The following is a 26,890-nucleotide window of genomic DNA, read 5'->3' as shown; positions in this document are numbered from 1 at the left end:
TCGATGTCGCACCCCACCGCCCAGGAGCAGATCCTGGACTTCGTCCGCGGCCGGTACCCGCAGGCCGAGATCGACGCCGCGCAGGACATCTTCGCGCTCGGCTTCGTCAACTCGCTGTTCGCGATGGAGCTGGTGATGCACGTCGAGAAGACCTTCGGCGTCACCATCCCCAACGAGGAACTGCGGATCGACAACTTCCGCACCGCCACCGCGATGGCCGGGCTCGTGGCCCGCCTCTCGCCGACCGTGGCCGCCGCGTGACCCTCGTCGCGCCGGTACCCGTCCAGGTCGTCGACCGGCGCTCGGCGCGGGCGTTCGTCGACGCGCACGTGGTGCCGTACGCGGATGCGTACGACAGGATCGGCCGCGTCCCCGAGGACCTGCTGCGGCACGTCGCCGCGGCGGGTCTGTGGGCGCCGTTCCTGCCGCCGGAGTCGGGCGGGGCCGGGATGGACCTGGTCACGCTCGGCGAGGTGCACGAGGAGGTGGGCCGCGGCTGCTCCTCGCTGCGCAGCCTGCTGACCGTGCACACCATGGTCGCGTGGACCGTGCAGCGCTGGGGCACGCCGGAGCAGCGCGCCCGGTGGGCCCCCGGGCTGGCCGCCGGCACGACGCTGGGGGCGTTCTGCCTGTCCGAGCCGGGCGCCGGCAGCGACACCTCCGCCATCGCGACCACCGCCGTCGAGGGCGGCGGCGGCTGGGTGCTCGACGGCGTCAAGAAGTGGACGACCGGCGGGCAGCGGGCGGACCTGTTCCTGGTGTTCGCCCGCACCGCCGCCAGCATCGGCGCGTTCCTCGTGCCGAGGAGCGCGCCGGGCGTGCGCGTCACGCCGATCGAGGACATGCTCGGCACCCGCGCCTCCATGCTGGCCGAGATCTCCTTCGACGGCGTCGTGCTCGGCCCGGACGCGCTGCTCGGACCGAGCAGCGGCTTCACGGCCGGCATGGTGCTGACCGGCACGCTCGACCTCGGCCGCTACAGCGTGGCGGCCGGGTCCGTCGGCATCGTCCAGGCGTGCCTGGAGGCGTCGGCCGCCTACGCCGCCTGCCGCCGGGTGGGCGGGCGGCCCCTGGCGGAGCTGCCGCTGATCCAGGCCAAGCTCTCCGACATGGTCACCGACGCCCGCGCGGCCCGGCTGCTGCTGGCCGAGGCCGGCCGGCTGAAGGACGCCGGAGACGCCGGCACGATCATGGCGACCTGGATCGCGAAGTACTTCGCGTCCACCGCCGCGGTCCGGCACGCCGCCGAGGCCGTGCAGATCCACGGCGCCAACGGCTGCAGCCCCGACTACCCGGTGGCGCGGTTCTACCGGGACGCCAAGGTCATGGAGATCATCGAGGGCAGCAACGAGATCCAGCGCATCACCATCGCCGGTCAGGCGGAGCGGGAGACGACCAGATGAGCGTGACCACCGAACGGCAGGACTCCAGCGCCCCCGCCGAGCCGGAGAAGCCCCGGCGGGGCCGCGTCAAGTGCGTCGTGTGGGACCTGGACGACACGCTGTGGAACGGCGTGCTGCTGGAGGACGGCGACGTCACCGTGCGCCCCGCCGTCGTCGAGCGCATCCGCGAGCTGGACCGCACGGGCGTCCTGCACTCGATCGCCTCCAAGAACGACCGGGACGCCGCCCTGGCCAAACTGACCGAGCTGGGCCTGGCGGAGCTGTTCCTCCACCCGCAGATCAACTGGAACGCCAAGTCCGACTCGATCAGGAACATCGCCACGGCGCTCAACCTCGGGACCGACGCCTTCGCGTTCGTGGACGACCAGGAGTTCGAGCGCGCCGAGGTGGCCCACGCGCTGCCCGATGTGGTCTGCGTGGACGTGGCCGACCTGGACGAGGCCCTGGCCAGGCCCGAGTTCCGGCCCCGGTTCGTGACCGACGAGTCGGCGCGGCGGCGCGAGATGTACCGCAGCCAGCTCGTCAGGGACGAGCTGGCGGAGGGCTTCGTCGGCACCGACGAGGAGTTCCTGGCGAGCCTGGGGATGTCGTTCGCCATCGCCCCGGCCCGCCGGGAGGACCTGCAGCGGGCCGAGGAGCTGACCGTCCGCACCAACCAGCTCAACTCCACCGGACGCACCTACTCCTACGACGAGCTGGACGCCCTGCGGGAGTCGCCCGACCACCTGCTCCTGGTCGCGTCGCTGACCGACAGGTTCGGCGACTACGGCAAGATCGGGCTCGCCCTGGTCGAGAAGGGGGACGACGTCTGGTGGCTGCGCATGATGCTGATGTCGTGCCGGGTGATGTCGCGGGGGGTGGGCATGGTGCTGCTCAACCACGTCCTGCGGCTGGCCGCCGGGGCCGGGGCGGCGGTGCGGGCCGACTTCGTGGAGACCGGGCGCAACCGGATGATGCAGGTGACGTACGCGTTCGCCGGGTTCCGCGAGGCCGCCCGGGACGGGGCGCACGTGGTGCTGGAGGCCGACCTCGGCGCCGTGCAGCCGCCGCCGCCGTACGTCCGTCTGGAGATCGGGGCATGAGCGTCGCGAGCACCGAGGACGTGCTGTCGCGGTGGCTGCCGTTCCGCACCCTCACGGGCGCGGAGCCCGGCGCCCTGCCGCTGTACTGCCTGCCCCACGCGGGCGGCGCCGCGTCCGCGTTCCGGGGGTGGCAGCGCAGGCTGCCCGGCGTCGCCGTGCAGCCCGTCCAGCCGCCCGGCCGCGAGTCCCGGCACCGGGAGCCGCCCTACGAGCGCATGGAGCCGCTGGTCTCCGACCTGGCCGACGCCGTGCTCGCGGACGTGGAGGCGTCCGCGGCCGGCCGCCGCTACGCCCTGTACGGCCACAGCCTCGGTGCGATCGTCGCGTTCGAGCTGGCCCGCGAGATCCGGCGGCGGGGCGGGCCCGCGCCCGTGCACCTGTTCGTCTCCGGCTCCGACGCCCCCCACCTCACCCGCGAGGGCGGGCCGCCGGTGCGGGGGATGAGCCGGAAGGAGGTGGCGGAGCTGCTGCGGGCGCTCGGCGGCACCCCCGAGTGGCTGCTGGCCGACCCGGAGGCGCTGGCGATGATCCTTCCCGCGGTGCAGGCCGACTTCACCGTCAAGGAGACCTACGTCTACCGGGACGAGCCGCCGCTGGACCTGCCGATCTCGCTGCTGACGGCCTCGGCGGACCCGCGCGTCTGCCCGGCGAAGGCGTCGGGGTGGCGTGCGCTGACCAGCGCCGGGTTCGCCCCGCACCCGTTCGACGGCGGCCACTTCGCCGTCTTCGAACAGGCGCCCCGCACCCACGCGATCGTCGCGCGGGCCCTGCGCCCGTGGGTGTGACGCCGGTCGCGGCCGTGGAGCCGCGGTCCGCGGGCGCACGGTTCGCGGGCGCACCGGCCGGGACGGCGCGGCCCGACGCGCGGGCCCGCGCGTGGCCGTCCGGGGTGCGGGTGTGGAAGGTGCGCCTGGACCGGGCGGAGCGTCCGGAATGGTGGGGATGGCTGTCGGAGGGCGAGCGGGAGAGGGCGCGCGCCTTCGCCCGCGCCGTCGACCGCCGCCGGTACGTCGTCGCGCACGCCGCCCTGCGCTCCGTGCTGGGCGGCGTCTGCGGGGTGCCCGCCGCCCGGGTCGGCCTCTCCCCGGACCCCGCGGGCCGTCCCCGCCTCGACCTCGACCTCGGCGGGGACCGGCCCGCGCTCGACTTCAACCTGTCGCACTCCGACGGGTGGGCCCTGATCGCCGTCGCCCCCGAGGGGCGGCGCGTGGGCGCGGACGTCGAACGCGTCCGCGGCGACCTCGACCCCCTGGCCATGGCCGACCGCCTCTACCGCCCGGAGGAGGCGGCCCGCCTGCGCGCCGCCGCCCCCGACGCCGCCCTGGCCGGGTACTTCCGCCTGTGGACCGCCAAGGAGGCGTTCGTCAAGGCCACCGGCGGCGGCCTGGCCCGGCTCGGCGACGTGCTCGTGCGCGGCGAGGGACGCGAAGGGAGCGCGACCTGTGAACGGTCGCGCTCCCTTCGCGGTCCGGTCCGCTGGCTCGACGTCGCCGACGGCTACGCCGCCGCGGTGGTCACGATCGCTTCGACACCGGCACCACGTACCGGCTGAACACCAGGTCCCGCAGCACGTCGTCCCCGCCCTCGACGATCGACACGTACCGCATGTCCCGCAGCAGCTTGCCGATGACCGCGTCGTGCGTGTAGCCGAGCCCGCCGAACATCTCCGAGGCGGTCGAGGCGATCTGCCACCCCGTCTGCCCGCAGAACATCTTCGTGGTCAGCGCCTGCTTCAGCGTGCCCGCGCGCAGGAACTCCTCACCCGCGTCGGGCCGGGCCGCGATCTCGTCGTACGCCCGCGCCGCCGCCAGGCACTGGGTGGCCATGACCTCGATCTGCATCTCGAACTGCCCCAGCCGCGCGGCGAACACGGCGTTGGCGGTCAGCGGCGCCCCCTTGACCGACTTGGTCCTGGCGTACTCCATGCACACGTCCCGCACCCGCCGGGCGATGCCCAGGGCCGTGGCGGCGATGAGGATGCGGCTGGCGTTCAGCCCCACCTCCAGCAGGCGCAGGCCGTTGCCCCGCAGCACGTTCCCCGCGGGCACCCGCACCCCGGACAGCGACACCTGGTACGTGGCCGACGAGCGCAACCCGATCACGTCCCACCGCTTGTCCACGGTGATCCCCGGTGTGTCGCGCGGCACCAGGACGGCCAGGTAGCCCGACGGGTCGTCCTGGGCCCGCGCGATCACGACGAGGAAGTCGGCGAAGCCGGTGTTGGTGGAGAACGCCTTCCGGCCGTCGAGCACGACCGCGTCGCCCTCGCGGCGCGCGGTCGTGGTGATCCTGGCCAGTTCGCTGCCGGCGGCGTGCTCGCTGCCCAGCGTCGCGGCGAACCCGCCGCCGGCCACGAGCGGCTTGAGATGGCGCTCCCTGAGCTCCTCGCCGCCGTACCACTGGACCATGCTCGTGGTCAGCACGGGGATGAAGAGCGTGAACGCGGCCCCGGCGTCCGAATACGCCAGCTCGGCCGCGATGCGGACGCCCTCCTCCAGGCCCAGGCCCAGGCCGCCGGACTCCTCGGACACCCACCAGTTCGCCAGGCCGGTGGCGGCGAAGCGCCGGTAGAGCGGGAGCGGGGCCTCGGCCAGCGAGTCCAGGTACGCGTCCTTGCCCAGCAGCTCGCGCCGGGCGAAGCCCTGCACGGTCCGCAGGTACTCGGGCTGCTTCATGTGAGGTTCAGGCCTCCTCGTCGCGGGCGTCGAGCAGTTCGGCGAGCCGGCGGACCGTGGGGCACTCCAGCAGGCCGGTCACCGGCACCGACGCGTTGAGCGTCCGGCGGATCCTGGCGGTCAGCTCGATCGCCAGCAGCGAGTGGCCGCCGAGCTCGAAGAAGTTGTCCAGGGCGCCGATGGGCTCGATGCCGAGCACGCGCGACCAGATGTCGGCCAGCGTGGCCTCGGTGCCCTCGCGCGGCTCCGCGTACGGGGTGTTCAGCTCCGGGCGCGGGTGCCGTTCGCGGTCGTCGAAGTCGTCGCCGCCGTGGATGTCGCCGGTGACCCACTGCGCGATCCGGGAGTCCAGCGATCCGGTGGAGATCACCAGGTGCCCGACCCGGTCGGCCGCCGACAGCGCCCGTTCCAGGACGTCCGCGCCCTCGGCCGGGGTCATCGTGTACTCGGCGACGGCCTCGCTGTGGCCGGCCACCCGGTCGGGGTCGATGTTCCAGGTGTCCCAGTCCACGGTGATCCAGCGCCCCCGGCCGGCCGTGCGCGCCGCGCGGGCGTAGGCGTCGAGGGCGGCGTTGGCCGACGCGTACGGTCCGAGGGTCATCCCGCCGAGCACCGCCGCGATCGACGACAGGGTGATCCGCCGGTCCGGGCACCGCTCGCCGAGCACCTTCTGCAGCACGTGGAACCCGGTCACCTTGGCCGCGAAGTGCGCCTCGCACTGCCGGCGGTCCGTCAGGTGCGCGAAGTCGAAGTAGGCCCCGTCCTGCACGCCCGCGCCGTGCACCACCACGTCGATCGCGCCGAACCGCTCGACCGCCGCGTCGACGACGGCCCGCATCTGCTCCTCGTCGGCCACGTCCGCCGACAGGGCGAGCACGGTCGCGCCCCGGCTCTCCAGGTCGCGGACGCTGCGCAGGTGCCGGGCCGTGCGCTCGCCGCCGGGCGGGGGCGCGGCCAGGTAGGCGTCCCACTCCTCGCGCGGCGGCAGCGGGGAGCGCGCGGTGAGCACCAGGCGGCAGCCGTAGGCGTCGGCGAAGCGCCGGGCCAGGACCAGTCCGACGTCGCCGAGGCCGCCGGTGATGAGCACGGTGTCGCCGTCGCGCACCGGCCGCCGCTCCGGGGCCGGCTCCTCGATCGGGTACGGCTCGTACACGCGCAGCCAGGTCTCGCCCGCGCGCACCGCCGTCGGGCCCTCGTACGCGGCGACCGCGGCGGCCAGCACCTGCTCGGCCAGGACGGCGGCGTCGCCGGCGGCGTCCACGTCGATGTGGCGGCAGCGCAGCCGCGGGTTCTCCTGCTGGAGGCTGGGGGCGAGCGCGGCCAGCGCGGCGTGCTCGGGGTGCCGCAGGTCGTCGCCCGCCACGCTGACCGCCTGCGGGGTGAGCAGCACCAGCTCGGCGCGCGGTGCGGACCCGGTGTTGTCGACCAGTTCGCGGGAGAGCGCCAGCGCCGAGTAGAAGCCGCGGTGCTGCTCGGCGGTGAAGTGCGCCACGGGGTCGGCGCCGGGGTCCTGCTCGGGGGAGGCCAGGCTGAACGCGTGCACGATCGCCCGCGGCATGGCCACCAGCGAGTACATCAGCTCCGCCACGTCGTCGGCCCGGTGCGCGCGGACGGTGAAGTCGCCGGTGTCCTCCTGCGCGAACCGGTCGCCGGCGCGTACGGCGGTCACCTCGGCGCCGATCCCGGTGAGCCGGTCGACCAGGGCCTCGCCGCGGTCGTCGGCGGCGAAGACCAGCCACGGGCCGGCCTCGCGCAGCCGCTCGTCCAGGTCGGACACCGGCAGCGGGCGCCGCCTCCACGCCGGCAGGTGGGTCCAGCGCGACCGGTCGAACGTCTTGCCCTGACCGGCCGGCGCCTGCGTCTGCGCGGGGCCGGCCTGCACCCAGTACCTGCGCCGCTGGAACGGGTACGTGGGCAGCTCGACCCGCCGCCCCCGCCCGTCGTGCAGCACCGCCCAGTCGATCGCGCTCCCGGCCATCCACAGCCGCGCCACGACCCCCAGCACCCACTCGGCCGCGGTGCCGCCCTCCCCGGGCGCGACCACGACCTCCTCGGCCTGCTCGGTCTGCCCGGTCCGCTCGTCGTCGTCCCGCACCACGCGGACGCCGAGGGCCTCCAGCCCGCCGGCGAGCGCGTCGAGCGCCGATTCGCGGGGCGGACCGGAGGGCGCGGCGGTGTGCCGCAGCACCGTTCCGACGGCGGAGCGCAGCTCGTCCCACCATGCCTCCGGGGTCTCCGGCGCCTCCGAGGCCTCCGGGGCCTCCGGGAGGGCGGTGAGGCGGACCCTGGGGTTGCGGCGCTGGGTCCTGCCGTCGATCCAGCGGGACGGGTCGTCCAGGGCGGCCACCGCGTGGTCGCGGTCGTGGACGACGACGGCGCGGCGCAGGGCGAAGCCGCCGCGGGAGACCTGGAGCGTGAAGGCCACGTCGGCGAGGTCCTCGCCGTGCTCGCCGGCCAGGTGGCGGCGCAGCCGTCCGGTCACCTCGCGCAGCGCCTGGTCGTCGCCGGCCGAGAACACCAGCAGGTGCGGTCCGGGGCGGGCGGGGCGGGCGGGCCGCTCCGGCGCCTCCTCCATGACCACGTGCGCGTTGGTGCCGCCCAGCCCGAACGAGCTGACCCCGGCCCGCCGGGGGTGCGGCCCCGCCGCCCACGGCCGGTCCTCGGTGAGCACCGTGAACCGGTCGTGCGCGGCGGCCAGCGCGGGGTTCGGGGTCTCGTAGCCGGGCGTGCCCGGCAGCAGCCCGTGCTTGAGCGCCAGGGCCGCCCGCATCAGCCCGCTCACGCCGGAGGCCCGGTCGAGGTGGCCCAGGCTCGGCTTGAGCGACCCCAGCACGCACGGCGTCTCGCGCGGCGGGGAGAAGACCCGGTTCATGGCGGCCAGCTCGATCGAGTCGCCCAGCATGGTGCCGGTGGCGTGGCACTCGACGTACCCGACGGTGTCGGGCTTGACCCCGGCCACGCCGAGCGCCGACTCGATCACCTCGGCCTGGCCGTCCACGCCGGGCGCGGTGTACCCGGCCCGCAGGCGGCCGTCGTTGTTGGCCGCCGAGCCCAGGATGACCGCGTGGACGACGTCGCCGTCGGCGAGCGCGTCCGTCATGCGCTTGAGCGCCACGACCCCCGCCCCGCTGCCCATCACGGTGCCGCCCGCCTCGGCGTCGAAGCTGCGCACCCGGCCCTCGGGAGACATGATGCCGCCCTGCTCGTACAGGTAGCCCGCCGGCTGGGGGAGCGGGGTGAACGCGCCGCCCGCCACCGCGATGTCGCACTCGTAGGTGAGCAGGCTCTGGCAGGCCAGGTGCACCGCGACCAGCGACGTCGAGCAGAACGTCTGCACCGACACGGCGGGCCCGCGCAGCCCCAGCTTGTACGAGACCAGCGAGGCCAGCGAGTCGCGCTCGTTGCCCACGGCCATGAGCAGCGCCCCGCCCGGCTGCGCGCCGAGGTGCTGGAGGTTCTGCACGATGTAGTCGGGGAACCCGCACCCGCCGAAGACGGCGACCTGGCCGGGCACGTCGGTCGGGCAGTATCCGGCGCCTTCGAGGGCCTCCCACGAGCACTCCAGGAACAGCCGGTGCTGCGGGTCCATGCTCTCGGCCTCGCGCGGGTTGATCCCGAACACGGTGGCGTCGAAACGGTCGAGGTCGCGCAGGGGGCCGCCGACGCGCACGTACCGGGGGTCGGCCAGGACGCCCGGGTCGACGCCGGCCTCCCGCAGCTCCTCCTCGGTGATGGCGCGCAGGCCCTTGATCCCCGCGAGCAGGTTGCCCCACAGCTCGGCCACGTTCCCGGCGCCGGGGAAGCGCCCGGACATACCGATCAACGCGACCGCGGAGTCGTAGTCGGTTCCGGTGGTCATGACGTCCTTCCGCTCCTGAGCATGGTGCGCCGCTGGGCGATGCGGGACCGCTGCCGGTCCCTGGCCTCGCTCGGCGGCCCGCCCGCGTCCTGGCCGGCCTGGGCCGACTCGGCGAGCGAGGCGACCGTGGGCGCCTGGTAGAGGATGTGCGGCGGCAGGTAGGACAGCTCCAGCGCCTTCCTGACCTCGGCGATGATCTCCATGCCGAGCAGCGAGTTGCCGCCCAGCTCGAAGAAGTTGTCGTGCACGCCGACCTGCTCCAGGCCGAGCGCCTCCGCCCACACCCCGGCGATGGCCTCCTCGGCGGGCGTCTGCGGCTCGACGTACGCGGTGGACAGGTCGGGGCGCGGATGCCGCCCGAACGCGTCCCTGAGCTTCTTCACCGTCGCCTGGTGGCTCTCGATCGAGGATCTGCGGCTCATCGCCACCAGCGGCGCGAAGTCCTGCGTGGAGGCCACGACGTGCCGTTCGCCGCCGGCCAGGGCCCGCAGCAGGGTCTCCCAGCCCTGGTCGAAGGTGAGGCCGAAGTTCTCCCGGTACCAGGCGAAGTACTGCTTGGAGCCCTCGTCGTAGTTCTCCAGGCCCTCGGTCCAGCCGTTCCACGTCCACTCGCACCAGTCGATGGAGACGACCGTCACGCCGGGCAGGGCGTCGCTGAGCGCGAAGGAGTCGAGGAAGGCGTTGGCGGCGCAGTAGTCCACCTGGCCGGCGCCGCCGCCGGTGGCCGAGGTGGTGGAGGAGTACAGCGCCAGGAAGTCCACCGGCGTGCCGCGCAGCGCCTCGGCCAGCGCGAGCGTGCCCATGACCTTGGGCGCGAGCACCCGTTCCATGTCGGCGACGGTCTTGAACTGCATGAGCCCGACCGCGGGCACGCCGGCGCAGTGCAGCACGCCGTTGAGCGTGCCGAAGCGCTCGATCGCGGCGGTCACGGCGCGGCGGGCGTCCTCGGGCCGGGAGACGTCCCCGGCGACGGTGACGACCTGCGCGCCGGCGGCCTCCAGGCGGCGCAGCCCCTCCAGGCGCCGGCGGACCTCGGCGGCGGTGGAGTCGGAGGCCAGGATCGCGGGCCACTGCTCGCGCGGCGGGACCGGCGTGCGCCCCAGCAGCACCAGCCGCGCCCGGTGGTGCTCGGCCAGCCGCTCGGCCATGGCCAGGCCGATGCCGCCCAGGCCGCCGGTGACCAGGTAGACGCCGCCCTCCTCGATCCGGGCGGCCGGAGGCCCGGCGGCGATCACGGAGGCGTCCAGCACCTCGTAGTCGGGGATCCACCGCCGCCCGCCGCGCAGCCCGACCACCTGGTCGGACGGGTCGGCGCGCAGCTCGGCCAGGAGCGCCTGCGCCCCGGCGTCGACGTCGATGACGCGGGTCCTGACCTTCGGGTACTCGACGGGGATCAGCCGGGCCGGGCCGAGCAGGGTGCCGAGCCCGGCGTGGACCCGGTCGTCCGGGTGCACCCGCTGGCCGCCGGAGGTGACGATGTCGAGCTGCCAGCCGGCCAGGCCCATGTCGCCGGCCGCGCGGGCCAGGCCGACCAGCGTGTGCAGGCCGCGCTGCAGGGTCTCCTCGATCGGGGCGTCCCGCACCGACCACAGGTGCACCACGCGCTCGGGCTCCCAGCGGCGCCCGGCCAGCTCGCGCAGGGCCGCCAGCGCGTCCTCGGCCGAACCGGGGCGCACCCGCAGGCCGTCGTCGCCGCTGGAGAAGCGCTCGCCGGGCCGTACCAGGACCACGTCCTTGCCGGCCGCGGCGAGGTGCGCGAGCAGCGGCGCGGCCAGGTCGTCGGCGCGGCCCTCGTCGGTGTAGACCAGCCAGCGGTCGGCCTCCTGCGCACGGGCGGGCCGGAGGGTCGTCTGCCTCCAGACGGGCGCGTGGATCCAGCGGGTGTCGGGCAGGCGCGGGTAGGCCTTGGCGATGCTGGTCGGGTCGCTCTCGTCGTAGGCGGCGGCCCCGCCCCCGGTGAACGCGTCCTGGTCGATCTCCAGCCAGTAGTCCTGCCGCTCGAACGGGTACGTCGGCAGCGGCACCCGGCCGGGCGCCCAGTCGTCCTCCTCGTGCAGCGCGGCCCAGTCGATCGGCACCCCGGTCAGCCACAGCCTCCCGACCGCGGTCGCGACGGCGGCGCCGGCGTCCCGGGCGTCGCCGGCGGCGGGGAGCGTGGTCATGATGAGCGGCCACTGGTCGCGGTCGCAGGACGGGTGGCCGCGGGTCAGCGCGCCGAGCGACTGCCCGGGGCCGATCTCGACGAGCGCCAGGCCGGTCCGGCCGAGCACGTGGCCGAGCCCCTTGCCGAACTCGACGGTCCCGCACATGTGGCGGGCCCAGTAGCCGGGGTCGGTCACCACCTCGGCGGTGGCCGGCTCGCCGGTCACGTTGCTCAGGTACGGCAGCCGCGGCGCGTTCAGCGTGATGTTGCCGGCGATCCAGGACGTCAGCTCGCCGGCCAGCGGGGCGAGCATCCGGGAGTGGAAGGCGTGCGTGGTCTCCAGCCGCCGGTGCCCGATCCTGGATGCGAGCAGCAGCGCGGCGGCCCGCTCCACCGCCTCGGCCGGTCCGGCGAGCACGACCTGCGAGCCGGTGCGGACGGCCACGTCCAGCTCGTCGGTGAACACCTCGCCCAGGGTGACGGCCAGCCGGCGCTCGTCGGCCGAGACCGCCAGCATCGCGCCTGCGGGCTGCGAGGTGATGAGCTCGGCCCGGTAGGCCACCAGCCGCAGCGCGTCCGGCAGCGACAGCACGCCCGCCAGGCAGGCGCACACGTACTCGCCGAGGCTGTAGCCGATCATGATCTCGGGCGTGACGCCCCAGCGGATGAGCTGCCGCGCCAGCGCATACTCGGCCACGAACACCGCGGGCTGGACCAGGTGCGGCTCGGTGGCGGAGCGCGGCGCACCCGCCTCGGTCCGGCCGAGCAGCCGGGCCAGGTCGTCGGCGTCGTCCCCGGCCCGCCCGGCGGGGGCGAAGACGTCGGACAGCCGGTCCGGCGCGGTCAGCCCGAGCAGGGCCAGGCACTCGTCCACGTCCGCGCGGAACGCCGGCTCCCCGGCGTAGAGGGCGGCCACCATGCCGGGGTACTGCTCGCCGACCCCCGCGATGAGGAAGCCGGCCCCGCGCCCGACGGTCGGGTCCGCGCGCCCCAGCACGGCCGCCGGGTCGGCCAGCCGGGCCGCCGCCGACTCCGGCGAGTCGGCGATCACGACCCTGCGGTGCCCGTACAGCTTCCGCCCGGCCTGCAAGGTGTACGCCACGTCGCCCAGGTCGTCCGGCGACGTCGCCAGGTGGGCGGCCAGCCGCGCGCACGACTGCTCGGCGGCGGCCTGCGACCGGGCCGAGACCGGCAGGACCTGCCAGCGGCGCGCGCGGGCGCCGCGCGGCGCGGGGAGCGGCGCCTCGGTGACGACGGCGTGCGCGTTGGTGCCGCCCATGCCCAGCGAGCTGATGCCCGCGATGCGCGGTCTGCCCGGTGTGCGTGGCCACGGGGTGGGCTCGGCGGTGACGCGGAAGGGGCTGTCGTCGAAGTCGATCTCGGGGTTGGGGGAGCGGTAGTGCAGCGTGCCGGGGATCAGCTCGTTGCGCAGCGACTGGACGACCTTGATCAGGCCGGTGACGCCGGAGGCCCGGTCCAGGTGGCCCACGTTCGGCTTGATCGAGCCGAGCACGCAGTACCGCTTGCGCTCCGTGGCGCCGAACGCGCGGGTCAGCGCGGCCACCTCCATCGGGTCGCCGACCTCGGTGGCGGTGCCGTGCGCCTCGACGTAGGAGATGTCGTCGGGATCGACCCCGGCGCGGGCGAGGGCCGCCGACACGCAGCGGCGCTGCCCGTCGATGCTCGGCGCCAGGTAGCTGAACTTCATCGCGCCGTCGTTGTTGACGGCCGAGGCGCGGATCACCGCGTGCACGGTGTCCCGGTCGGCCACGGCGTCGCCGAGCCGCTTGAGCAGCACGACCGCCGCGCCGTCGCCGAACATGCTGCCCCGGCCCTCGGCGTCGAACGTGCGCACGTGGCCGTCGGGCGACTCCTGGCCGCCCTCCTCCCACAGGTAGCCGGTGCGGTCGGGGACGCGCACCGACACGCCGCCGGCCAGCGCCATCCGGCACTCGCCGCGCCGCAGGCTCTCACCGGCCAGGTGGACGGCCACCAGCGAGGTCGAGCAGAACGTCTGCACCGACAGCGCGGGACCGTCCAGGTCGAAGCGGAAGGCGACGTTCGTGGCCAGCGCGTCCTTGTCGTTCCCGATCATCAGGGCGCTGGTGTCGATGCCCATCTGGAACGCCATGAGGCGGGTCAGCAGGTAGCCGCTGATGTTCATCCCGGCGAACACGCCCACGCTGCCCCGGCCCTCGGCGGCGGCGTACCCGGACGACTCCAGGGCCTCCCACACGCACTCCAGGAAGATGCGCTGCTGCGGGTCGGCGAGCGTGGCCTCGCGCGGGTTGTAGCCGAAGAACGCGGCGTCGAAGCCGCGGATGTCGTCCAGGACCGGCCGCATCCGCACGTAGTTCGGCTGCTGGAACGTCGCCGGCGACACGCCCGCGGCCAGCAGGTCGTCGTCGGAGAACTCGGTGAACGACTCCACGCCGGTGCTGATGTTGCGCCAGAACGTCTCGATGTCGGTCGCACCCGGGAACCGGCCGGCCATGCCGATGACCGCGATGTCGGCGTCACCGGGTGAGTGGTGCTGATCCATCAGATGCCCTTCTTCGCTGAGGTTCCTGTCACAGCAGCCCGCCCCGGCCCCAGCCGCGCGCCAGCCTGCGGGCGGCGAACGCGCCCGCCGCCAGGCCCAGCGCCAGCAGGACGGCCGCGGACGGCGCGATGCCGGCCGCGTCCCCGCGCACCGCGGCCTGCATCATGTCCAGCGCGTAGTAGCCGGGGGAGGCGTGCGCGGCCGTCTGCGCCCAGCCGGGCATGATGCTCAGCGGCACCAGCGCCCCGCCCAGCGCGCTGAGGGTGAGCGCGCCCACGTCGGTGATCACGCTGAGCTCGCCGTGGCTGCGCACCAGCGTGGCCAGCGCCGCGCCGAGCGAGAGCAGGGCGAACGCCCAGATCACGATGGCCAGCAGCACCAGCGGGGGCGACGGCGGCACCGGCAGCCCGATGGCCAGGCAGCCGTAGACGATCAGGATCACCTGCTGCGCGATCATCACCGCGAACAGCGGCAGCGTCTTGCCGATCAGCAGCTCGGACGCCGGGGCCCTGCTCGCGCGGAGCCGGTCCCAGGTGCGCCAGGTGCGCTCCGACAGGATCGCGTTGCCCGCCATGGAGATCGCGAACACCGAGAACATCACCATCAGCCCGGTGGCCACCTGGGCGGCGCCCTGGTCGAGGGCCCGGACGTACAGGGGCTTGAGCACGAGCATGAGCACCATGGGCATGGCGACGTAGCTGATCATCTGCCCGGGGTCGCGCAACCGGATGATCAGGTTGTGCCGGGCCAGCGCGCCGATCCGGTGCAGCGCGTCGAGCACGCCGGAGCGGCGCGGGGCGGTGTCAAGCAGCATGGGTGACCGCCAGGGATCGGTAGAGGTCGTCCAGGGACGGGTTGCGCACGTCGACCGCGGTGACCGGACGGCTCACCCGGCCGAGCAGGTCGATCAGGGCCGCCGCCGGGTCGGCGGTGGAGACCGTGATCTCCTCCTCGCCGTCCAGCGTGACGCGCACCTCGCCCGGCAGGTCCCGCAGCAGCTCGTCGCAGGCCCCCCTGACGATGATCCGGCCGCTGCGCGCGACCGCGATCGTCGCCCGGAGCTCGGTCAGCTCGGGCAGGTAGTGGGTGGTGTAGACGACGGCCGCGCCCTCTCCCGCGCGCTGCCTGACCACGTCCAGCATGGCCTGGCGGGTCTCCAGGTCGGCGCCGGCCGTGGGCTCGTCGAGCAGGAGGAGACGGGGGCGGTGGACGAGGGCGCCGGCGGCCTGGGTACGCCGCTGCTGGCCGCCGGAGAGCCTGCCCGTCCTCCTGTCCATGATCTCGGTGAGCCGCAGGACGACGGCCAGTTCCTCGATGGCCTCGCGCAGCGCCGCCCGCCGCAGACCGGCGAGCCTGCCGTACAGCTCCAGGTGCTCCCGCACGGTGACGGAGGGGTACAGCGCCAGGTGCTGGGGCGCCACGCCGACCTCGCCGCGCGCGGCGGACGGGGACCTGCCGTCGATGGTCACCCGCCCGCCGTCGGGGCGGACCAGGTGGGACACGATCTCGACGAAGGTCGTCTTCCCCGCGCCGTTGTGCCCCAGGAGCCCGACGATCTCACCGGCCGCCACGCTCAGAGTGAATCCGTCGAGGGCCCGGACGTCGCCGTACCGCTTGACGAGATCGGTTGCCACCAGCAACGTGTCACCTCCCCAATGCCGCCCGATGCCGCGGAGTGAGCGGGCTGGTGCGGTCGAAGCCATCTTGAACGGGCGGCGGCGGGAATCGACGGGCCGCGGGGTGGCAGGTAGTTGCCGGAAAAACCCGCCACCGGCCGGGCGTGTCCGCGCGGGGCTTTACTGCCTAACCTGACCCGTATGCACGTTGGATCGTTGATAGCCGCCGGGCGCGACTGCGAGATCCTCGACGCCGGGCCCGGCCGGGTCGTCCGGCGCTCCCGCCACGGCCGCACCCTCGAACGCGAGGCCGCCGTCATGCGCCACGCCCGCCGCCACGGGTTCCCCGCCCCGGAGGTCTTCGACGCCGACGGCTCCGACATCCTCATGGAGCGGGTGGACGGGCCGAGCCTGCTGGCGGAGATGGTCCGCGCGCCCGGGGACGCGCCCCGCCGGGTCCGCGTCCTGACCGCCCTGCTGCGCGACCTGGCCGGGGTGCGCGCCCCCGGCTGGCTGCAGGCCGCCCCCGGCTGTCCCGGCGACCGCCTGCTCCACCGGGACCTCCACCCGGCCAACGTGCTGCTGAGCGCGGACGGCCCGAGGGTCGTCGACTGGGCCGACGCGGCCCGCGGCGCGGCGGACGCCGACGTCGCCTGCACGTGGCTGCTCCTGGCCACCACGCCGGCCGATCCGTCCCTGGAGGCGCACCGGGCCGCCATGATGGCGGCGTTCCTGGAGGACGCCGACGCGGCGGCGGCGCGGCCGTACCTGGGGGCCATGGCCGACCGGCGGCGTGCGGACCGGAACATCACCGACGCGGAGAAGGCCGGGATCGAGGACTTCCTCGCCGAGCACGCCCGTCCCTGACCGCCCCGCCGTCGCCCGGGAGGCCGACATGCACAACCGCGACGTACGCGCATCCGACCGCGACCGCGACGCCGCCGCCGAGCGCCTGCGGCTGGCCGTGGAGGAGGGCCGCCTCGGCTTCGGGGAGTTCGACGAGCGGGTGGGCCTGGCCTACCGGTCGGCGACCCGGGGCGAGCTGGCCGACCTGGTCGCCGACCTGCCCGAGGAGCGCCCCGGGAACCCGCCGGGCCCGTCCCCGGCCGGGCTCCCGCGCTGGCTGAGGCTCGTGTGGACCGGCTGGGCGGCCGTCTTCGCGCTCAACGTCGCGGTCTGGGCGGCGGTGAGCGTGGCCGACGCGTGCCCCGCGGACTTCTGGCCGAAGGGCATGCTCCCTCCCGCGCTCATCTTGGCGATCGTGACGGCGGGCGTCATCCTGAGGAGACGGGACGTGACCGAGGAAGGACCCTGATCCGTGACATCATCACCCGCCGTGACGGCCGAGCGACGCACCGAGCTGGACTCCGTCCGGGTCCTGGTGGTCGTCGGGCTGGTGTTCTTCCACACGGCGCTGGTCTTCGACGCCCGGGACGACTTCTACGTGAAGAACGCCGAGACCACCCCGGTCACGCTGCTCGTCTCGGCCCTCGGCGTGCTGTGGGCGATGCCGCTGCTGTTCTTCCTGGCGGGCCTGGGGGCGCGGCACTCGCTGCGCCGCCGGGGCGCCGGAGGGTACGCCGCCGAGCGCCTGCGCCGCCTCGGGGTGCCGCTGGTGTTCGGGACCGTCGTGCTGGTGCCCCTGCCGCAGTGGCTGCGGCAGCGGGCCGACCCCGCCTTCCACGAGTCCTACCCGGAGTTCCTGCCGCGCTTCTTCGACCTGGACGGGTTCAAGTGGCACGACTTCCCCTTCGTCTTCGAAGGGCGGCACTTCGAGTTCGGCCACCTGTGGTTCCTGCTGCTGCTGCTGACGTTCTGCCTCGTCCTGGTCCCGCTGGTGCGCTGGGGCGGCGGCTGGGGGCCGCGGCTCGGCGACCGCGCCGCGGCCTTCGCCGAGCGCCGTCCGGGCGCCGTCCTGCTGCCGGCCGTGCCGCTGGCGGCGGTGTGCGCGCTGGCCGGGCTGGAGGAGCAGTTCGCGGGCTGGCACCGGGCGGCGTACCTGCTGTTCTTCCTGTCCGGGTTCGTCTTCGCCGGTGAGGAGCGGTTCAGGGCCGCGCTCCGCCGCGACCTGCGCCTGCTCGCGATCTCCGGCGTGGTGCTCTTCCTGTCCGGCGGACCGCTGCTGATGACCGCGGGCGGCGACCCCTTCACCGACCTGACCCCGCAGGCGACGGCCGGCCGCGCCCTGTTCGGCGTGACCGGATGGTGCTGGCTGACCGCGATACTCGGCTTCCTGGACCGCCGCGGCCGGTCGGCGGAGGCCCGGTCGGCGGAGGCCCGGTCGGCGGAGGCCCTGCCGGAGCGCGCGCCCCGCCGCTGGTACGCCTACCTGTCCGAGGCCGTGCTGCCGCTGTACGTCCTGCACCAGCCGGTCGTCGTCGCGGTCGCGTTCGTCGTGATCGGCTGGGAGGCGCCGATCGCGGTGAAGTTCCCGGTGATCGGCGTGGTCTCCCTACTGCTGATCTTCGCGGTGTACGACCTCCTGGTCCGCCGCACCGCCCCGGCCCGCTTCCTGTTCGGCCTGCGCCCCGGCGGCCCCGGCCGCCCGTGACCCCGGCGGCCCCGGCCGGCTCCGGCGCGGTGCCGGCCGGGGGAGGTGCGCCTCACCCGCAGGCCTCCCCCCGCACCGCCCATGCCCTGGCGGTGAGCGCGACGGAGCCGTCGGGCCGGCGGGGGAGGCGTGCGCGGAGCAGGTCGCGGAGGGTACGGCGGTGCTCCCCGGTCAGGGTCGTGACGTATCCGGGGGCCGCGCCCTGGCCGCCGAGGAACGGCGTCCAGTAGTCGTCGAAACCGGTGAACACCGTCGGCACCTCGACCGCCCGCACCTCCACCGCGCGCAGACCGGCCTCCGCCCACAGGCGCCGGAGGGGTTCCGGCCGGCACAGGGGGAAGCGGAGGCCCTCGTCCAGCTCGGCGACGGCCGGATCGAGAGTCGCGGCGGCGGCCCAGAAGTACCGCATCATCTCCATGCCCTCGGCGTAGTCCCACACGTAGGCGGCGGCCACCCCGCCCGGCGCGGCGACGCGGGCGAACTCGGCCGCGGCACGGTGCGGGTCGGGGACGAAGTTGAGCGCCAGCCCGCTCACCACCGCGTCGAAACGGCGGCCCGGCAACGGCAGCGCCGCGGCGTCACCGGCGCAGAAGGCCGACTTCGGGCCGGTGACCCGGGCGCGGGCATGGGACAGGAACGCCGTGGAGGTGTCCACGCCCAGCACCCGGGCGGGATCTGCCGCAGACAGGACGGACGCCGTGAGCGCCCCGGTGCCGCAGCCCACGTCCGCCCAGCTCCGGCCCGGGGGTACGGCCAGCCAGCGGAGGAACGGCCCGGCGATGCGACGGCTCCACCGGCCGACGTACGTCTCGTACGCGTCGCCGACCACCCAGGTGTCGTGTTCACGGCTCATGCGAGGACGATACGGCCGTCACCGGTGAAACGGCCTCCGTGGCACCGGTCATCTCGGGGCGGCGTCCCCCGGCTCCGCCGCCAGATCGGCGAGGAGCGTGCCGAGGACCGTCTCCTCCTCGACGCGTACGGCGTGCCGCGCCATCGCCGCCGACAGGCCGGGGTCCCACGGTGTCGCACGCGGGCGGCCGGACAGCGGCGGCGCGGGGACGGCGGTCCGCGGCCCGGCCGACGTCCCGGACCGGGCCGTGCCCCCGGCGGCGGACGCGGTCGCCGAGCCCGCCCCGGTCCCGGCCGCACGGAGCGCCGCCTCGTAGGAGACGGCGTCGTAGCGCCAGGGCCGCCAGCCGATCCGTTCGCGGACGGCGTGGGCGATGCCCACCCCGCCCCAGTCGAAGTCGCCGTGGTAGGCGAACTCGGCACCGCCGGCGGCCAGCAGGTCGAGCAGCCGCCAGACGGCCGCCGACGGCCGGCCGCCCGTGCAGACCAGGGGAGGGCAGCGCGGCCCGAGCTCGTCGGCGGCGGCGGCGACCACGACGGGGTTCTCGCAGATCCGCACCGGCCCCGCGCGGAGGGGGGAGTCGTGGCGGCGGAGCTGGCGCAGGGTGAGCACGCAGGGCTCGCCGGCCGCCCCGGCGGCGGCGAGGACGCGCCCGGTGGGGGTGCGGTCGTCGCCGGGCAGGCCGAGGCAGAGGACGGTCGAGGAGAGGTCGTCGAGGTGGACGCCGACGGCGGCCCACGCCCGCCGCCGGGCGTCGGCGGTGCCGTCGCCCGGCGGCAGGCCGCCCAGGGCGCGGACCGCCGACAGCGCCAGCGCCGCCGACGGCCTCCCCTCGTCCAGGGCGTGCGCGTCCCCGCACACCTCGGCGGCCAGGCGGCCGATGGGGATGCCGGGATGCGGCAGCCGGAGCAGGAGCGCGGCCACCGTGCCGAGCAGGGCCCGGGCCTCCCGGGGGTCATCGGTGCTCCGCCGTACCAGGCCGGTGGTCTCCAGCCAGGACCGCCAGCCGGACAGCTCCGGACGATCGGCGAGGACCGCGTCCAGTTCGGTGAAGGCCTCCCGCCAGGCGGCCTCCCGCTCGGCGCTCTCCCGGCCGAGGTCCCTGACGGGCCCCCGGAGCAGCACGACGGCGGCGGCCAGGCCCTCCGGGCAGGCGCCGCTGGACCGGAGCACCCGGTCGACCTCGTCGAGCGAGACCGACAGGGAGGCGCCCGCGCCCGCCCTGCGGCCGAGCAGCCGCTCGATCGCGCGCCGCTGCTCCGGAGCGGCGGCGTCCAGGGTGACCGGGCCGTGCAGCGGCCTGCCCCGTTCGAGGCGGCGCCGTGCCCGCTCGACGAGCCACGCGGTCTCCGGCCCGCCCAGCAGCCGCTCCAGGCGCCCGCTCACCGGTCGGCCCGGACCCGTTCGCGCCCGTCCCACCGCCACGGGGTGACCAGCACGGCGTCGACGCCGTCGCGCCTGGACAGCTGGCAGATCGCCAGCCCCGGCACCTGCGGGTAGCAGCCCCACTCCCGTTCGCTGGTCATCACGACGTCCATGTCGAACGTGGCGAGCAGGCCGAGGCACTTGGCCCGCGAGTCGTCGTCGACCCCGGCGAAGGCCTCGTCCAGCGCGACCAGGCGGGGCGCGTACGGATTGCCCGCGGACGAGTAGTGGGCCGAGGCCGCGGCGAACAGCGGCACGGACGCGGCCAGGACCCGTTCGCCGCCCGAGGCCGGCCCGGTGGCCGAGCGCCACTGGCCGTCCTGGAGCCGCTGGATCGCGAACTCGTGCCAGGTGCGGTAGTCCAGCGCCCGGGTCAGCTGCTCGTTCCAGCCGGCGGCGGGGTTGTCGGCGTGCTCCCGGGCGATCTGCTCCGCCAGGAACGCGCCCACGGCCGCGCGGTCGGCGGCCGACCAGGCGTCCACGGTCTGGCGCAGCTTCTCCCGCACCCGGTCCAGCCCGCCGGGCGCGTTGCGGGCGACCTTCCAGAGCAGCCGGAGCCGCATGCCGGTGGAGGTCGGGCGGGACTCCAGCTCGGCGTTCATCGCCCGCACCTCCTCCTCGGCGGCGCCGATCAGCTCGTGCAGGGTGCCGGACACCTCGCTGAGCAGGTGGTTCTCCAGGATCTCCTGCTCCCGGGCCGACAGCAGCCGCGCCCGGTGCCCGGTCTCCTCGGCGAGCGCCTCCGCCAGGCCGGGGATGTCGCGGCTGCGGCCCTGGAACAGCACGTCCACCACCATGACGCCGTCCCGCAGGGTCAGCCCCACCGAGTGGCCGTGCCGGGCCATGGCGTCCGACAGCGTCTTGTGCTCCTCGGTGACCCGCTTCTGCGCCCGGTCCCACGGTCCGTCGGAGTCGTCGACGCCGTCGAGTCCGGCGTTGACGGCACGGGCCAGGAGCACGGCGGGGGTGGCGGCCCACGCGGCGGCCGGGTCGGGGACCTCCAGCGCGGGCAGGGCGAGGGCGAGCAGCCCGGTGGCGGCGAACGCGCGGAACTCGGCGACGGCCGCGTCGCGGAGCCGTTCGGCCTCCCCGATCTCCTGGCGGAGGGTCTCGCGTGCGCCCTCCGCCTTGCCGCGCTCGATCAGCGAGCTCCGCTCCCGCTCCCGGGCGGCGCGTTCGGCGGCGTCCCGCTCCGCCAGCGCCCGCCGTACCTCGTCGAGGCGGCGGTAGAGCTCCTCGACGGCGGCCCCCGCGGTCTCCGCCAGCGCCCGGTAGGTCTCCGCCGCCGCCTCCGCCTGCTCGCGCGCCCGCGCGGCGGTCTCGGCGGTCTCGGCGTGCCGCTCCCGGGCCAGGGAGAGCTCCTCCGCCGCCTCCTGCGCCGCCCGGCGGGCGGTGAGCAGCGCCTCGGCGGCGGGCCAGAACCCGGCCAGCGCCAGCCGGTAGTCCGCCACCCCGTCCCTGACCTCCGCCAGTCCCGCCCTGTCCGGCGGCAGGCCGACGTCTCCGGCGAACTCGGCCGCCCGCCCCTGAGCCGCGGCGACCTCGTCGTGCCGGGCGGTCACGGCCGCGGCGGCGGCGGTGCGGGCGCCGTCGAGCTCGCGCCGGCGCCCGTGCTCGGCGGCCAGCCTGACCTGCGCCTCGCGCAGCGGCGCGTCGGACGGCAGCGCCCGGTGCTCGGCCGCGAGCCGGTCCTGCCGTACGGCGAGCGCCTCCCGGCGGCCGTCGAGTTCCGCGAGGAGCCCGCGCAGCCGGGTCAGCTCCTCGCCGAGCGCCGCGAGCCGGGCCCTGCGCGCGGCCTCCCGCGCGCCCTGCCCGATGTGGGCGGCGCTCGGCTTGCGCCACGAGCCGCCGAGCACGCCGTTGGCCCAGCGTCCGTCCACGCCGACCCAGGTCGCCGCGCCGGGCCCCAGCCCGATGGCGGAGAGCACGGCCTGCACGGCGGAGTCCGGCACCACGGCCGCCTGCGGGTCCGCGCGGTCGACGGCGGGCCGCAGCACGGCGGCCAGACTCGGCCCGGCGACGGGCCCGCCGGCGAGGACGACCGTGTCGTCCACCGCGAGCAGCGCGCCGGAGGGGGTCACCCAGGCGTCCAGGATCCCCGCGGCCTCCAGGGCCGCCTCCAGCGCGGCCCGGTGGTCGCCGGGGACGGGCCCGGCGAAGTCGACCACCTTCCACAGGGGCGCCCCCGGCCTGCCGTCCCGGGCTCCGGGCGGACGGGTGTGCGGGGCGGGCGGGGCGTCGTGGCCTCCCGCGCGCAGGCGCGTCATCTCCTCCTCGACGGCGTCGGCCTCCCGCCGCCGGTCGCGCAGCTCGGCGGCGAGCGCGGCCTCGGCGCGGCCGAGCCCGGTGGTGGCCTCCCGCGCCGCGTCGTCGACGGCCGAGGCCGCGGGGTTCTGCCCCTCGGCGGTCTCGGCCCAGGCCTCCAACGCGGCCAGGAGCGCGTCCGGGTCGCCGATCCGCAGCTCCGCCAGACCGGTGAGGTAGGAGAGGTAGGCGCCGGTCAGGTCGGCGGCCTGCCGCCGGACGGCCGTCTCGGCGCCGGCGATCCGCTCGTCGGCGGCCTGGACCTCGCCGGTGAGGCGGTCCGCCTCGGCGCGGGCGGCCTCGAACCGGGCCTGCGCCCGGTCCACGACCGCCAGCAGCCGGTCGAGCTCGGCCACCGCCGCCGCGCGCCGCCCGGCCAGGGCCTCGGCGTCCCGGCGGGCTCCGGCCGGGTCGCTCTCCCCCCGGGCGGCGATCCGGCGGTGGTCGGATGCGCAGCCGGCCCGGTGGGCCGCGTCGGCGGCCCGGTCCCGCGCCGCGTCCAGGTCGCGGGAGGCCGCCTCGGCCCGGGACCCGGCGGCCTCCGCCCGGTCCCGCCGCCGGTGGGTCTCCGCGGCCAGGGCCGCCAGGTCCCGCTCCGCGGTGCGGGCCTGCCGGGCCTGCCGTTCGGCCTCCTCCCCGGCCTGCTTGAGCCGTTCGGCGTCGCGCATCTCGGGGCTCTGCCGGAGCGCCTCCCCGCGGGCCTCCAGCCGGGTGCGGGCCGCCGCCAGCTCGGCGAGCAGCCCCTGCGCGGCCTCCAGCCCGGCCTGCGCCTCGGCGTGGCGGGCCTCGGCGTCGGTGAGGGCGCGGCCCAGATGCTCGTAGCGGCTCTGGGCCAGGCGGGGCGCCGCGGCCTTGCGCCTGGCGGCGATCCGCGCGTATCTGCGGTAGTGGCCGAGGAACCCGGTCGCCGCCTCGCGGGTCTCCTCCAGCGCCCGCAGCGCGTCCCGCTCCTCGTCGAGCCCGCGGAACGCCTCGGCCACAGTGGCGACCAGGGCGGGGCTCATCGGCGGCAGCGCCTCGGTGAGGGCGCGCGAGAGCATCTTCTCGTCGGGTCTCTTCGACAGCTGCGGCTGGCGGAGCTGGACGAGCAGGTTGACCAGCGCCTCGTAGCGGTGCTCGCCCAGGCCGAACAGGGCCTCGTCGACGGCCCTGCGGTAGTCGGCGGCCCGGTCGTAGACCATGCCGTGCCCGTCGAGGGCCTCCCGCAGCTTCTCGCGGGTGAGCGCGACCCCGGCGGGGGACGCCAGCTCCAGGCCGTCACCGACCCGCCGGTCGGTGACGAAGAACCAGTGCCGGACGATGCCCCGGCCGGAGACCGCCTTCAGACCGCAGCCGATGGTCCGGAACTCCGCGTCGCCCGCGGCCGTGCGGCGGCCGAACTCCATCCAGGTGTAGCCGAGCCGCTCGGGGTGCGGATGCCTCCCGCCGAGCAGCAGGTTCCACTCCATGCGCTTCTGGCGGTCGCCGTCGGGTTCGACCCGGTGCGGGGCCAGCTCCCCGTCGAGCAGGAACGGCAGGGTCAGGGCGAGCACCTTGGACTTGCCGGTGCCGTTGTTGCCGCGCAGCAGCAGCCGCCCGTCGTGGAAGCGGAACTCCTCGACGTCGTAGTAGAACAGGTCGACGAGCCCGGCCCGCAGGGGCTTCCAGCGCTCGGAGGTGGGAACGGGCAGCATCACTGTCCTCGGATGACGGGGGCGTCGAGTGCGTACCGGGCGAGGGCGGGCAGGCCGCGGACGCGGTCCCCGCGGACCTCGGCCAGCCGCAGGGCGGTCAGTTTCTCCAGTGCCGCGGACAGCAGCCCGTCCTCGGCGCCGGGCTCGGTCACGCCCTTGCGCCAGAAGGAGGTGTGCGCGGCGGCGGCCTGCCGGACGAAGGCGCGCAGCTCGTCCACGGTCGCCTCGCCGCGGCCGGCCAGGTGCTCGGCCACCAGCAGCGTGACGTGCCCGTCGGTGCGCTGCTCGGGCAGGCGCACGTCGGTCAGCTCGTCGTCGGGGTCGACCATCGCGATCCCCTCGGCGCGGACCTCGGCGACCAGCCCGGTCGCCTCCTCGATCCTGCGGGTGATCGCATGGCGCTGGGAGACGAGGTAGGCGCGCTCGGCGGGGTCCAGGTCCTCGTAGTAGAGGACCGGATCCTCCAGGAGCGCGCGGGTGAGCCGGCGGCGCATCGCCTGGTTGCGCAGGTCGTCGGTGTCGGCGACGGGTTCGGCGGTGAGCAGGGCCAGCCGCTCCTCGAAGGCGGCGGCCCCGATCGTGGACGGCCCGCGCGCCGGGGCCGGCAGGGCGGCCAGCACGGGTCGGCGCACGTCGTAGAGGACGTCCCCGGTGGCCGACAGGTAGGCGTCCTCGTCGCCGGCGACCCGGCGCAGCACCCCCCAGTCGAGCAGCATGCGCACCACGGCCACCAGGTCGGCCCGCTCCGCCCGGCTGTCCAGGGTGAACGCGAAGTCCAGATCGGGTTCGGCCGCCGCGTTCAGCACGGCCTCGGCGAGCCGGCCCAGCGTGGTCTGCGCGTCCGCCCGCTCCAGAACGGCCAGCGCCAGGCAGAGGACGACGTAGCGGCGGCGGCCGAACGGCTCCTTGGCCCGGCCCCGCGCCGGGTGGGTGGCGTCACCGGCCTCGGGGACGGTCTTGAACAGCCGGGCGCTCTCGGCGTCGGCCAGCAGCCGCCAGCCGGTCTCCCGGGTGAGCCAGGCGCGCAGCGCGGTCAGGTGCCGGCGGACGAGCACGAGCGTCTCCGCGTCGTGCTCCGCGCTCAGCAGCGGTCGCATCAGCAGGGCGCGGAGCGCGGTCCGCCGCTGGGCGAGCTCTTCTGCGGGGGTCACGGCGCTCCCGTCAGATCGGTGATCTCGATGAGGTGCTCGGGACCGGTGAGCACCCCGTCGGCGGTGCGGATCTCGACCTGCCCGCCGCCGGGGACGAGCGAGAGCCGCACCTCCAGCGAACCGTCGCCGGTCACCGTCTTGACCTCGTTCTCCCCCGGCAGCCGGGCGGCCAGGGCGTCGCCGAGCAGCGCGAGGAAGAGCCGGAACGCCCGGGGGTCGAGGACGTCCAGCCCGGACAGGAGCGTCGGGCCGCCGGTGCGCAGCCGGGCCCGGGCGGCGGCCGTCTCGGCGGCCTCCCGCTCGGCCTGCTCCCGCAGGAGCCCGCGGGCCGCCGAGCGGTCCTGGATCCGGTTCGGCCTGCCGCGGCGTTCGTAGGAGCCGGTCCTGCGCAGCTGGGGCGAGATGCGGACCGGCGGCGCCTCGCGCCACGGAGTGCCGGGGGCCAGGTCGCCCTCCCGCCAGGCGGACACGGTCTCGGCGGTGACGGTGAGGTGCCGGGCGGGCGACAGGCCGAAGGCCGCCCGCCAGAGGCGGTGCATCGCCTGCTCGTCCGGGGCCTCGGCGAACCAGCGGGCCAGGGTGCGGAAGTCGGCCGAGCGGTCGGACCGGCCGGAGCGCCGCTCGTTGAGCAGCCCCACGGCGTCGATGAGCTGCTTGATGGCCGTCACCGCGGACTGCCGCAGGAGGCGGGCCTGCGAGGGGCGGCCCGCGTCCCGGGAGACGAACCAGTCCTTGAGGCCCTGCCAGCGGTTCTCCCAGGAGGCGTGGGCCGCGGCCTCGGCCCTGCCGTACGCCTCGGCCTCGTCGGCCCCCTCGGGTACGGCGTCGGCGGCCTCGCGGCGGGCGGCCAGCCGGAGCAGCCTGCGGTGGCCGAGGGTCTCCAGTTCGGTGAGGAGCACGGCGATCCGGGCCCCGGAGTTGGCCAGGTCGGCGATGAAGCGGTTGATGTAGTCGATCAGCCGCTCCTTGTAGGCGACGAACCCCTCGACGTCGCCGTCGGAGAAGTCGATCGCCCGCCGCAGCGAGGACATGAACGCCTGGGCGTTGTCGGCCAGGGAGGAGAACCGCTCGGCCAGGGAGAGCAGCAGGAGGTGGACGCGGACGGGATCGGGGTCGGCCTGCCCGGCGAGCGCGAGCAGGGACCGGAGCTGGTCGGCGATGTCGCCGAGCGCCACCGACTGGAGCGCGCCGCGCCGCCCGATCGCCTCCTCGTAGAAGGCGATGGCCTGCTCGGCGGCCTGCCCGGCGGCGGTGAGCTGGAACAGGAACCGCCTGCGGTGGAAGTCCTCGACCGAGGTGACCCGGCCGGTGTCGGTGTCGGCGCGCAGGTTGCCCCACTCGACGAGCTTGTCCAACGCGTGCGCGAGCTGCTCGTCGTCGTCCCGGCGGATCTCGGCCGCGACGTCCCCGGGCCGCAGGTGCACCACGAAGCGCTCCTTCGCCCGGACGAACGCGTGCAGCACCTGGCGGTAGAGGGGCGCGTTCGGCGCGTTCAGGTGGGCGAAGGGCTGGGGGGCGTGGTGAGGCGCCTGCGAAGAGCCGGTCACCGTGCCATTCTGCCCGACGCGGCTTCCGGGCGGGGCCCGCGCGGACCGGTTCCCGGGCGAGACCCG

The 26,890-nt window shown here is 75.7% G+C and carries 18 protein-coding genes; 8 read left to right on the top strand and 10 right to left on the bottom strand.

All coding sequences use genetic code 11. From position 1 onward, the window contains the following. The first annotated feature begins 3 nt into the window (after positions 1–3). The 5 genes from HS045_RS02720 to HS045_RS36005 are packed head-to-tail and all read left to right on the top strand — an operon-like array spanning position 4 to position 4,037. The gene (locus HS045_RS02720; RefSeq protein ID WP_196449585.1) at positions 4–261 is read left to right on the top strand and encodes an acyl carrier protein; all 258 of its coding nucleotides are present in this window, start codon (positions 4–6) and stop codon (positions 259–261) included. Then, positions 258–1,403 carry an acyl-CoA dehydrogenase family protein gene (locus HS045_RS36010; RefSeq protein ID WP_196449584.1) on the top strand — a complete coding sequence of 382 codons (1,146 nt, stop codon included), beginning with the start codon at positions 258–260 and terminating at the stop codon, positions 1,401–1,403. The genes HS045_RS02720 and HS045_RS36010 overlap by 4 nt, the downstream gene beginning before the upstream one ends. After that, positions 1,400–2,485: an HAD family hydrolase gene (locus tag HS045_RS02710; RefSeq protein ID WP_196449583.1), complete on the top strand. Its 1,086-nt coding sequence runs from the start codon at positions 1,400–1,402 to the stop codon at positions 2,483–2,485. The genes HS045_RS36010 and HS045_RS02710 overlap by 4 nt, the downstream gene beginning before the upstream one ends. Then, positions 2,482–3,270, top strand: a complete 789-nt coding sequence (locus HS045_RS02705; RefSeq protein WP_196449582.1) for a thioesterase II family protein — start codon at positions 2,482–2,484, stop codon at positions 3,268–3,270. Before HS045_RS02710 ends, HS045_RS02705 begins: the two co-directional genes overlap by 4 nt. Beyond that, complete coding sequence (locus tag HS045_RS36005) at positions 3,261–4,037, top strand: 4'-phosphopantetheinyl transferase superfamily protein (RefSeq protein WP_196449581.1); 777 nt, start codon at positions 3,261–3,263, stop codon at positions 4,035–4,037. The genes HS045_RS02705 and HS045_RS36005 overlap by 10 nt, the downstream gene beginning before the upstream one ends. Here HS045_RS36005 and HS045_RS02695 read toward each other — a convergent pair. From HS045_RS02695 to HS045_RS02675, 5 genes are read right to left on the bottom strand one after another with little or no spacing between them, the layout of a single operon-like run. Beyond that, positions 4,000–5,160: an acyl-CoA dehydrogenase family protein gene (locus HS045_RS02695; protein WP_196449580.1), complete on the bottom strand. Its 1,161-nt coding sequence runs from the start codon at positions 5,158–5,160 to the stop codon at positions 4,000–4,002. The two genes, HS045_RS36005 and HS045_RS02695, sit on opposite strands and share 38 nt — an antisense overlap. Positions 5,161–5,167: 7 nt before the next feature. Next, the gene (locus HS045_RS02690; protein WP_196449579.1) at positions 5,168–9,019 is read right to left on the bottom strand and encodes an SDR family NAD(P)-dependent oxidoreductase; all 3,852 of its coding nucleotides are present in this window, start codon (positions 9,017–9,019) and stop codon (positions 5,168–5,170) included. Beyond that, positions 9,016–13,704, bottom strand: a complete 4,689-nt coding sequence (locus tag HS045_RS02685; protein ID WP_196449578.1) for a type I polyketide synthase — start codon at positions 13,702–13,704, stop codon at positions 9,016–9,018. The genes HS045_RS02690 and HS045_RS02685 overlap by 4 nt, the downstream gene beginning before the upstream one ends. A gap of 28 nt (positions 13,705–13,732) precedes the next feature. Then, on the bottom strand, positions 13,733–14,518 hold the full coding sequence (locus HS045_RS02680) for an ABC transporter permease (RefSeq protein ID WP_196449577.1): 786 nt from the start codon (positions 14,516–14,518) through the stop codon (positions 13,733–13,735). Then, complete coding sequence (locus HS045_RS02675; RefSeq protein ID WP_307827357.1) at positions 14,508–15,338, bottom strand: ABC transporter ATP-binding protein; 831 nt, start codon at positions 15,336–15,338, stop codon at positions 14,508–14,510. Before HS045_RS02675 ends, HS045_RS02680 begins: the two co-directional genes overlap by 11 nt. Positions 15,339–15,521: 183 nt before the next feature. Here HS045_RS02675 and HS045_RS02670 point away from each other — a divergent pair, with 183 nt between their 5' ends. From HS045_RS02670 to HS045_RS02660, 3 genes are read left to right on the top strand one after another with little or no spacing between them, the layout of a single operon-like run. Further along, entirely contained in the window at positions 15,522–16,187 is a 666-nt protein-coding gene (locus HS045_RS02670) for a phosphotransferase (RefSeq protein WP_196449575.1), read from the top strand. 28 nt (positions 16,188–16,215) lie between these two features. Continuing rightward, positions 16,216–16,635, top strand: coding sequence for a DUF1707 domain-containing protein (locus tag HS045_RS02665; protein ID WP_196449574.1), 420 nt, complete (start codon positions 16,216–16,218; stop codon positions 16,633–16,635). Positions 16,636–16,656: 21 nt separating this feature from the next. After that, positions 16,657–17,871 (top strand): acyltransferase family protein, encoded by a 1,215-nt coding sequence (locus tag HS045_RS02660; protein WP_196449573.1) that lies wholly within the window; start codon positions 16,657–16,659, stop codon positions 17,869–17,871. 52 nt (positions 17,872–17,923) lie between these two features. Here HS045_RS02660 and HS045_RS02655 read toward each other — a convergent pair whose 3' ends face one another. Genes HS045_RS02655 through HS045_RS02635 form a run of 5 tightly spaced genes read right to left on the bottom strand, consistent with a single transcriptional unit; the run spans position 17,924 to position 26,824 of the window. After that, positions 17,924–18,724: a class I SAM-dependent methyltransferase gene (locus HS045_RS02655; protein ID WP_196449572.1), complete on the bottom strand. Its 801-nt coding sequence runs from the start codon at positions 18,722–18,724 to the stop codon at positions 17,924–17,926. A 48-nt stretch (positions 18,725–18,772) separates the two neighbouring features. Next, complete coding sequence (locus tag HS045_RS02650; protein WP_196449571.1) at positions 18,773–20,110, bottom strand: TIGR02679 family protein; 1,338 nt, start codon at positions 20,108–20,110, stop codon at positions 18,773–18,775. Continuing rightward, on the bottom strand, positions 20,107–24,126 hold the full coding sequence (locus tag HS045_RS02645; protein ID WP_196449570.1) for a TIGR02680 family protein: 4,020 nt from the start codon (positions 24,124–24,126) through the stop codon (positions 20,107–20,109). The genes HS045_RS02650 and HS045_RS02645 overlap by 4 nt, the downstream gene beginning before the upstream one ends. Further along, a complete protein-coding gene (locus HS045_RS02640; protein WP_196449569.1) occupies positions 24,126–25,277 on the bottom strand; it encodes a TIGR02678 family protein in 1,152 nt (383 codons plus the stop codon). The genes HS045_RS02645 and HS045_RS02640 overlap by 1 nt, the downstream gene beginning before the upstream one ends. Continuing rightward, the gene (locus HS045_RS02635; protein WP_196449568.1) at positions 25,274–26,824 is read right to left on the bottom strand and encodes a TIGR02677 family protein; all 1,551 of its coding nucleotides are present in this window, start codon (positions 26,822–26,824) and stop codon (positions 25,274–25,276) included. Before HS045_RS02635 ends, HS045_RS02640 begins: the two co-directional genes overlap by 4 nt. Positions 26,825–26,890 lie beyond the last annotated feature (66 nt).

It is taken from the genome of Planomonospora sp. ID82291 (genome assembly GCF_015711645.1).
Taxonomy (GTDB): Bacteria; Actinomycetota; Actinomycetes; order Streptosporangiales; family Streptosporangiaceae; genus Planomonospora.
This window is presented reverse-complemented; position numbering and strand designations above follow the sequence as displayed.

Coding starts and splice junctions, on each gene's coding strand:
- HS045_RS02690 (WP_196449579.1), bottom strand. CDS start 9,019: ATGACCACCGGAACCGACTACGACTCCGCGGTCGCGTTGATCGGTATG.
- HS045_RS02645 (WP_196449570.1), bottom strand. CDS start 24,126: ATGCTGCCCGTTCCCACCTCCGAGCGCTGGAAGCCCCTGCGGGCCGGG.
- HS045_RS02710 (WP_196449583.1), top strand. CDS start 1,400: ATGAGCGTGACCACCGAACGGCAGGACTCCAGCGCCCCCGCCGAGCCG.
- HS045_RS02705 (WP_196449582.1), top strand. CDS start 2,482: ATGAGCGTCGCGAGCACCGAGGACGTGCTGTCGCGGTGGCTGCCGTTC.
- HS045_RS02695 (WP_196449580.1), bottom strand. CDS start 5,160: ATGAAGCAGCCCGAGTACCTGCGGACCGTGCAGGGCTTCGCCCGGCGC.
- HS045_RS02670 (WP_196449575.1), top strand. CDS start 15,522: ATGCACGTTGGATCGTTGATAGCCGCCGGGCGCGACTGCGAGATCCTC.
- HS045_RS02685 (WP_196449578.1), bottom strand. CDS start 13,704: ATGGATCAGCACCACTCACCCGGTGACGCCGACATCGCGGTCATCGGC.
- HS045_RS02720 (WP_196449585.1), top strand. CDS start 4: ATGTCGCACCCCACCGCCCAGGAGCAGATCCTGGACTTCGTCCGCGGC.
- HS045_RS02665 (WP_196449574.1), top strand. CDS start 16,216: ATGCACAACCGCGACGTACGCGCATCCGACCGCGACCGCGACGCCGCC.
- HS045_RS02655 (WP_196449572.1), bottom strand. CDS start 18,724: ATGAGCCGTGAACACGACACCTGGGTGGTCGGCGACGCGTACGAGACG.
- HS045_RS02680 (WP_196449577.1), bottom strand. CDS start 14,518: ATGCTGCTTGACACCGCCCCGCGCCGCTCCGGCGTGCTCGACGCGCTG.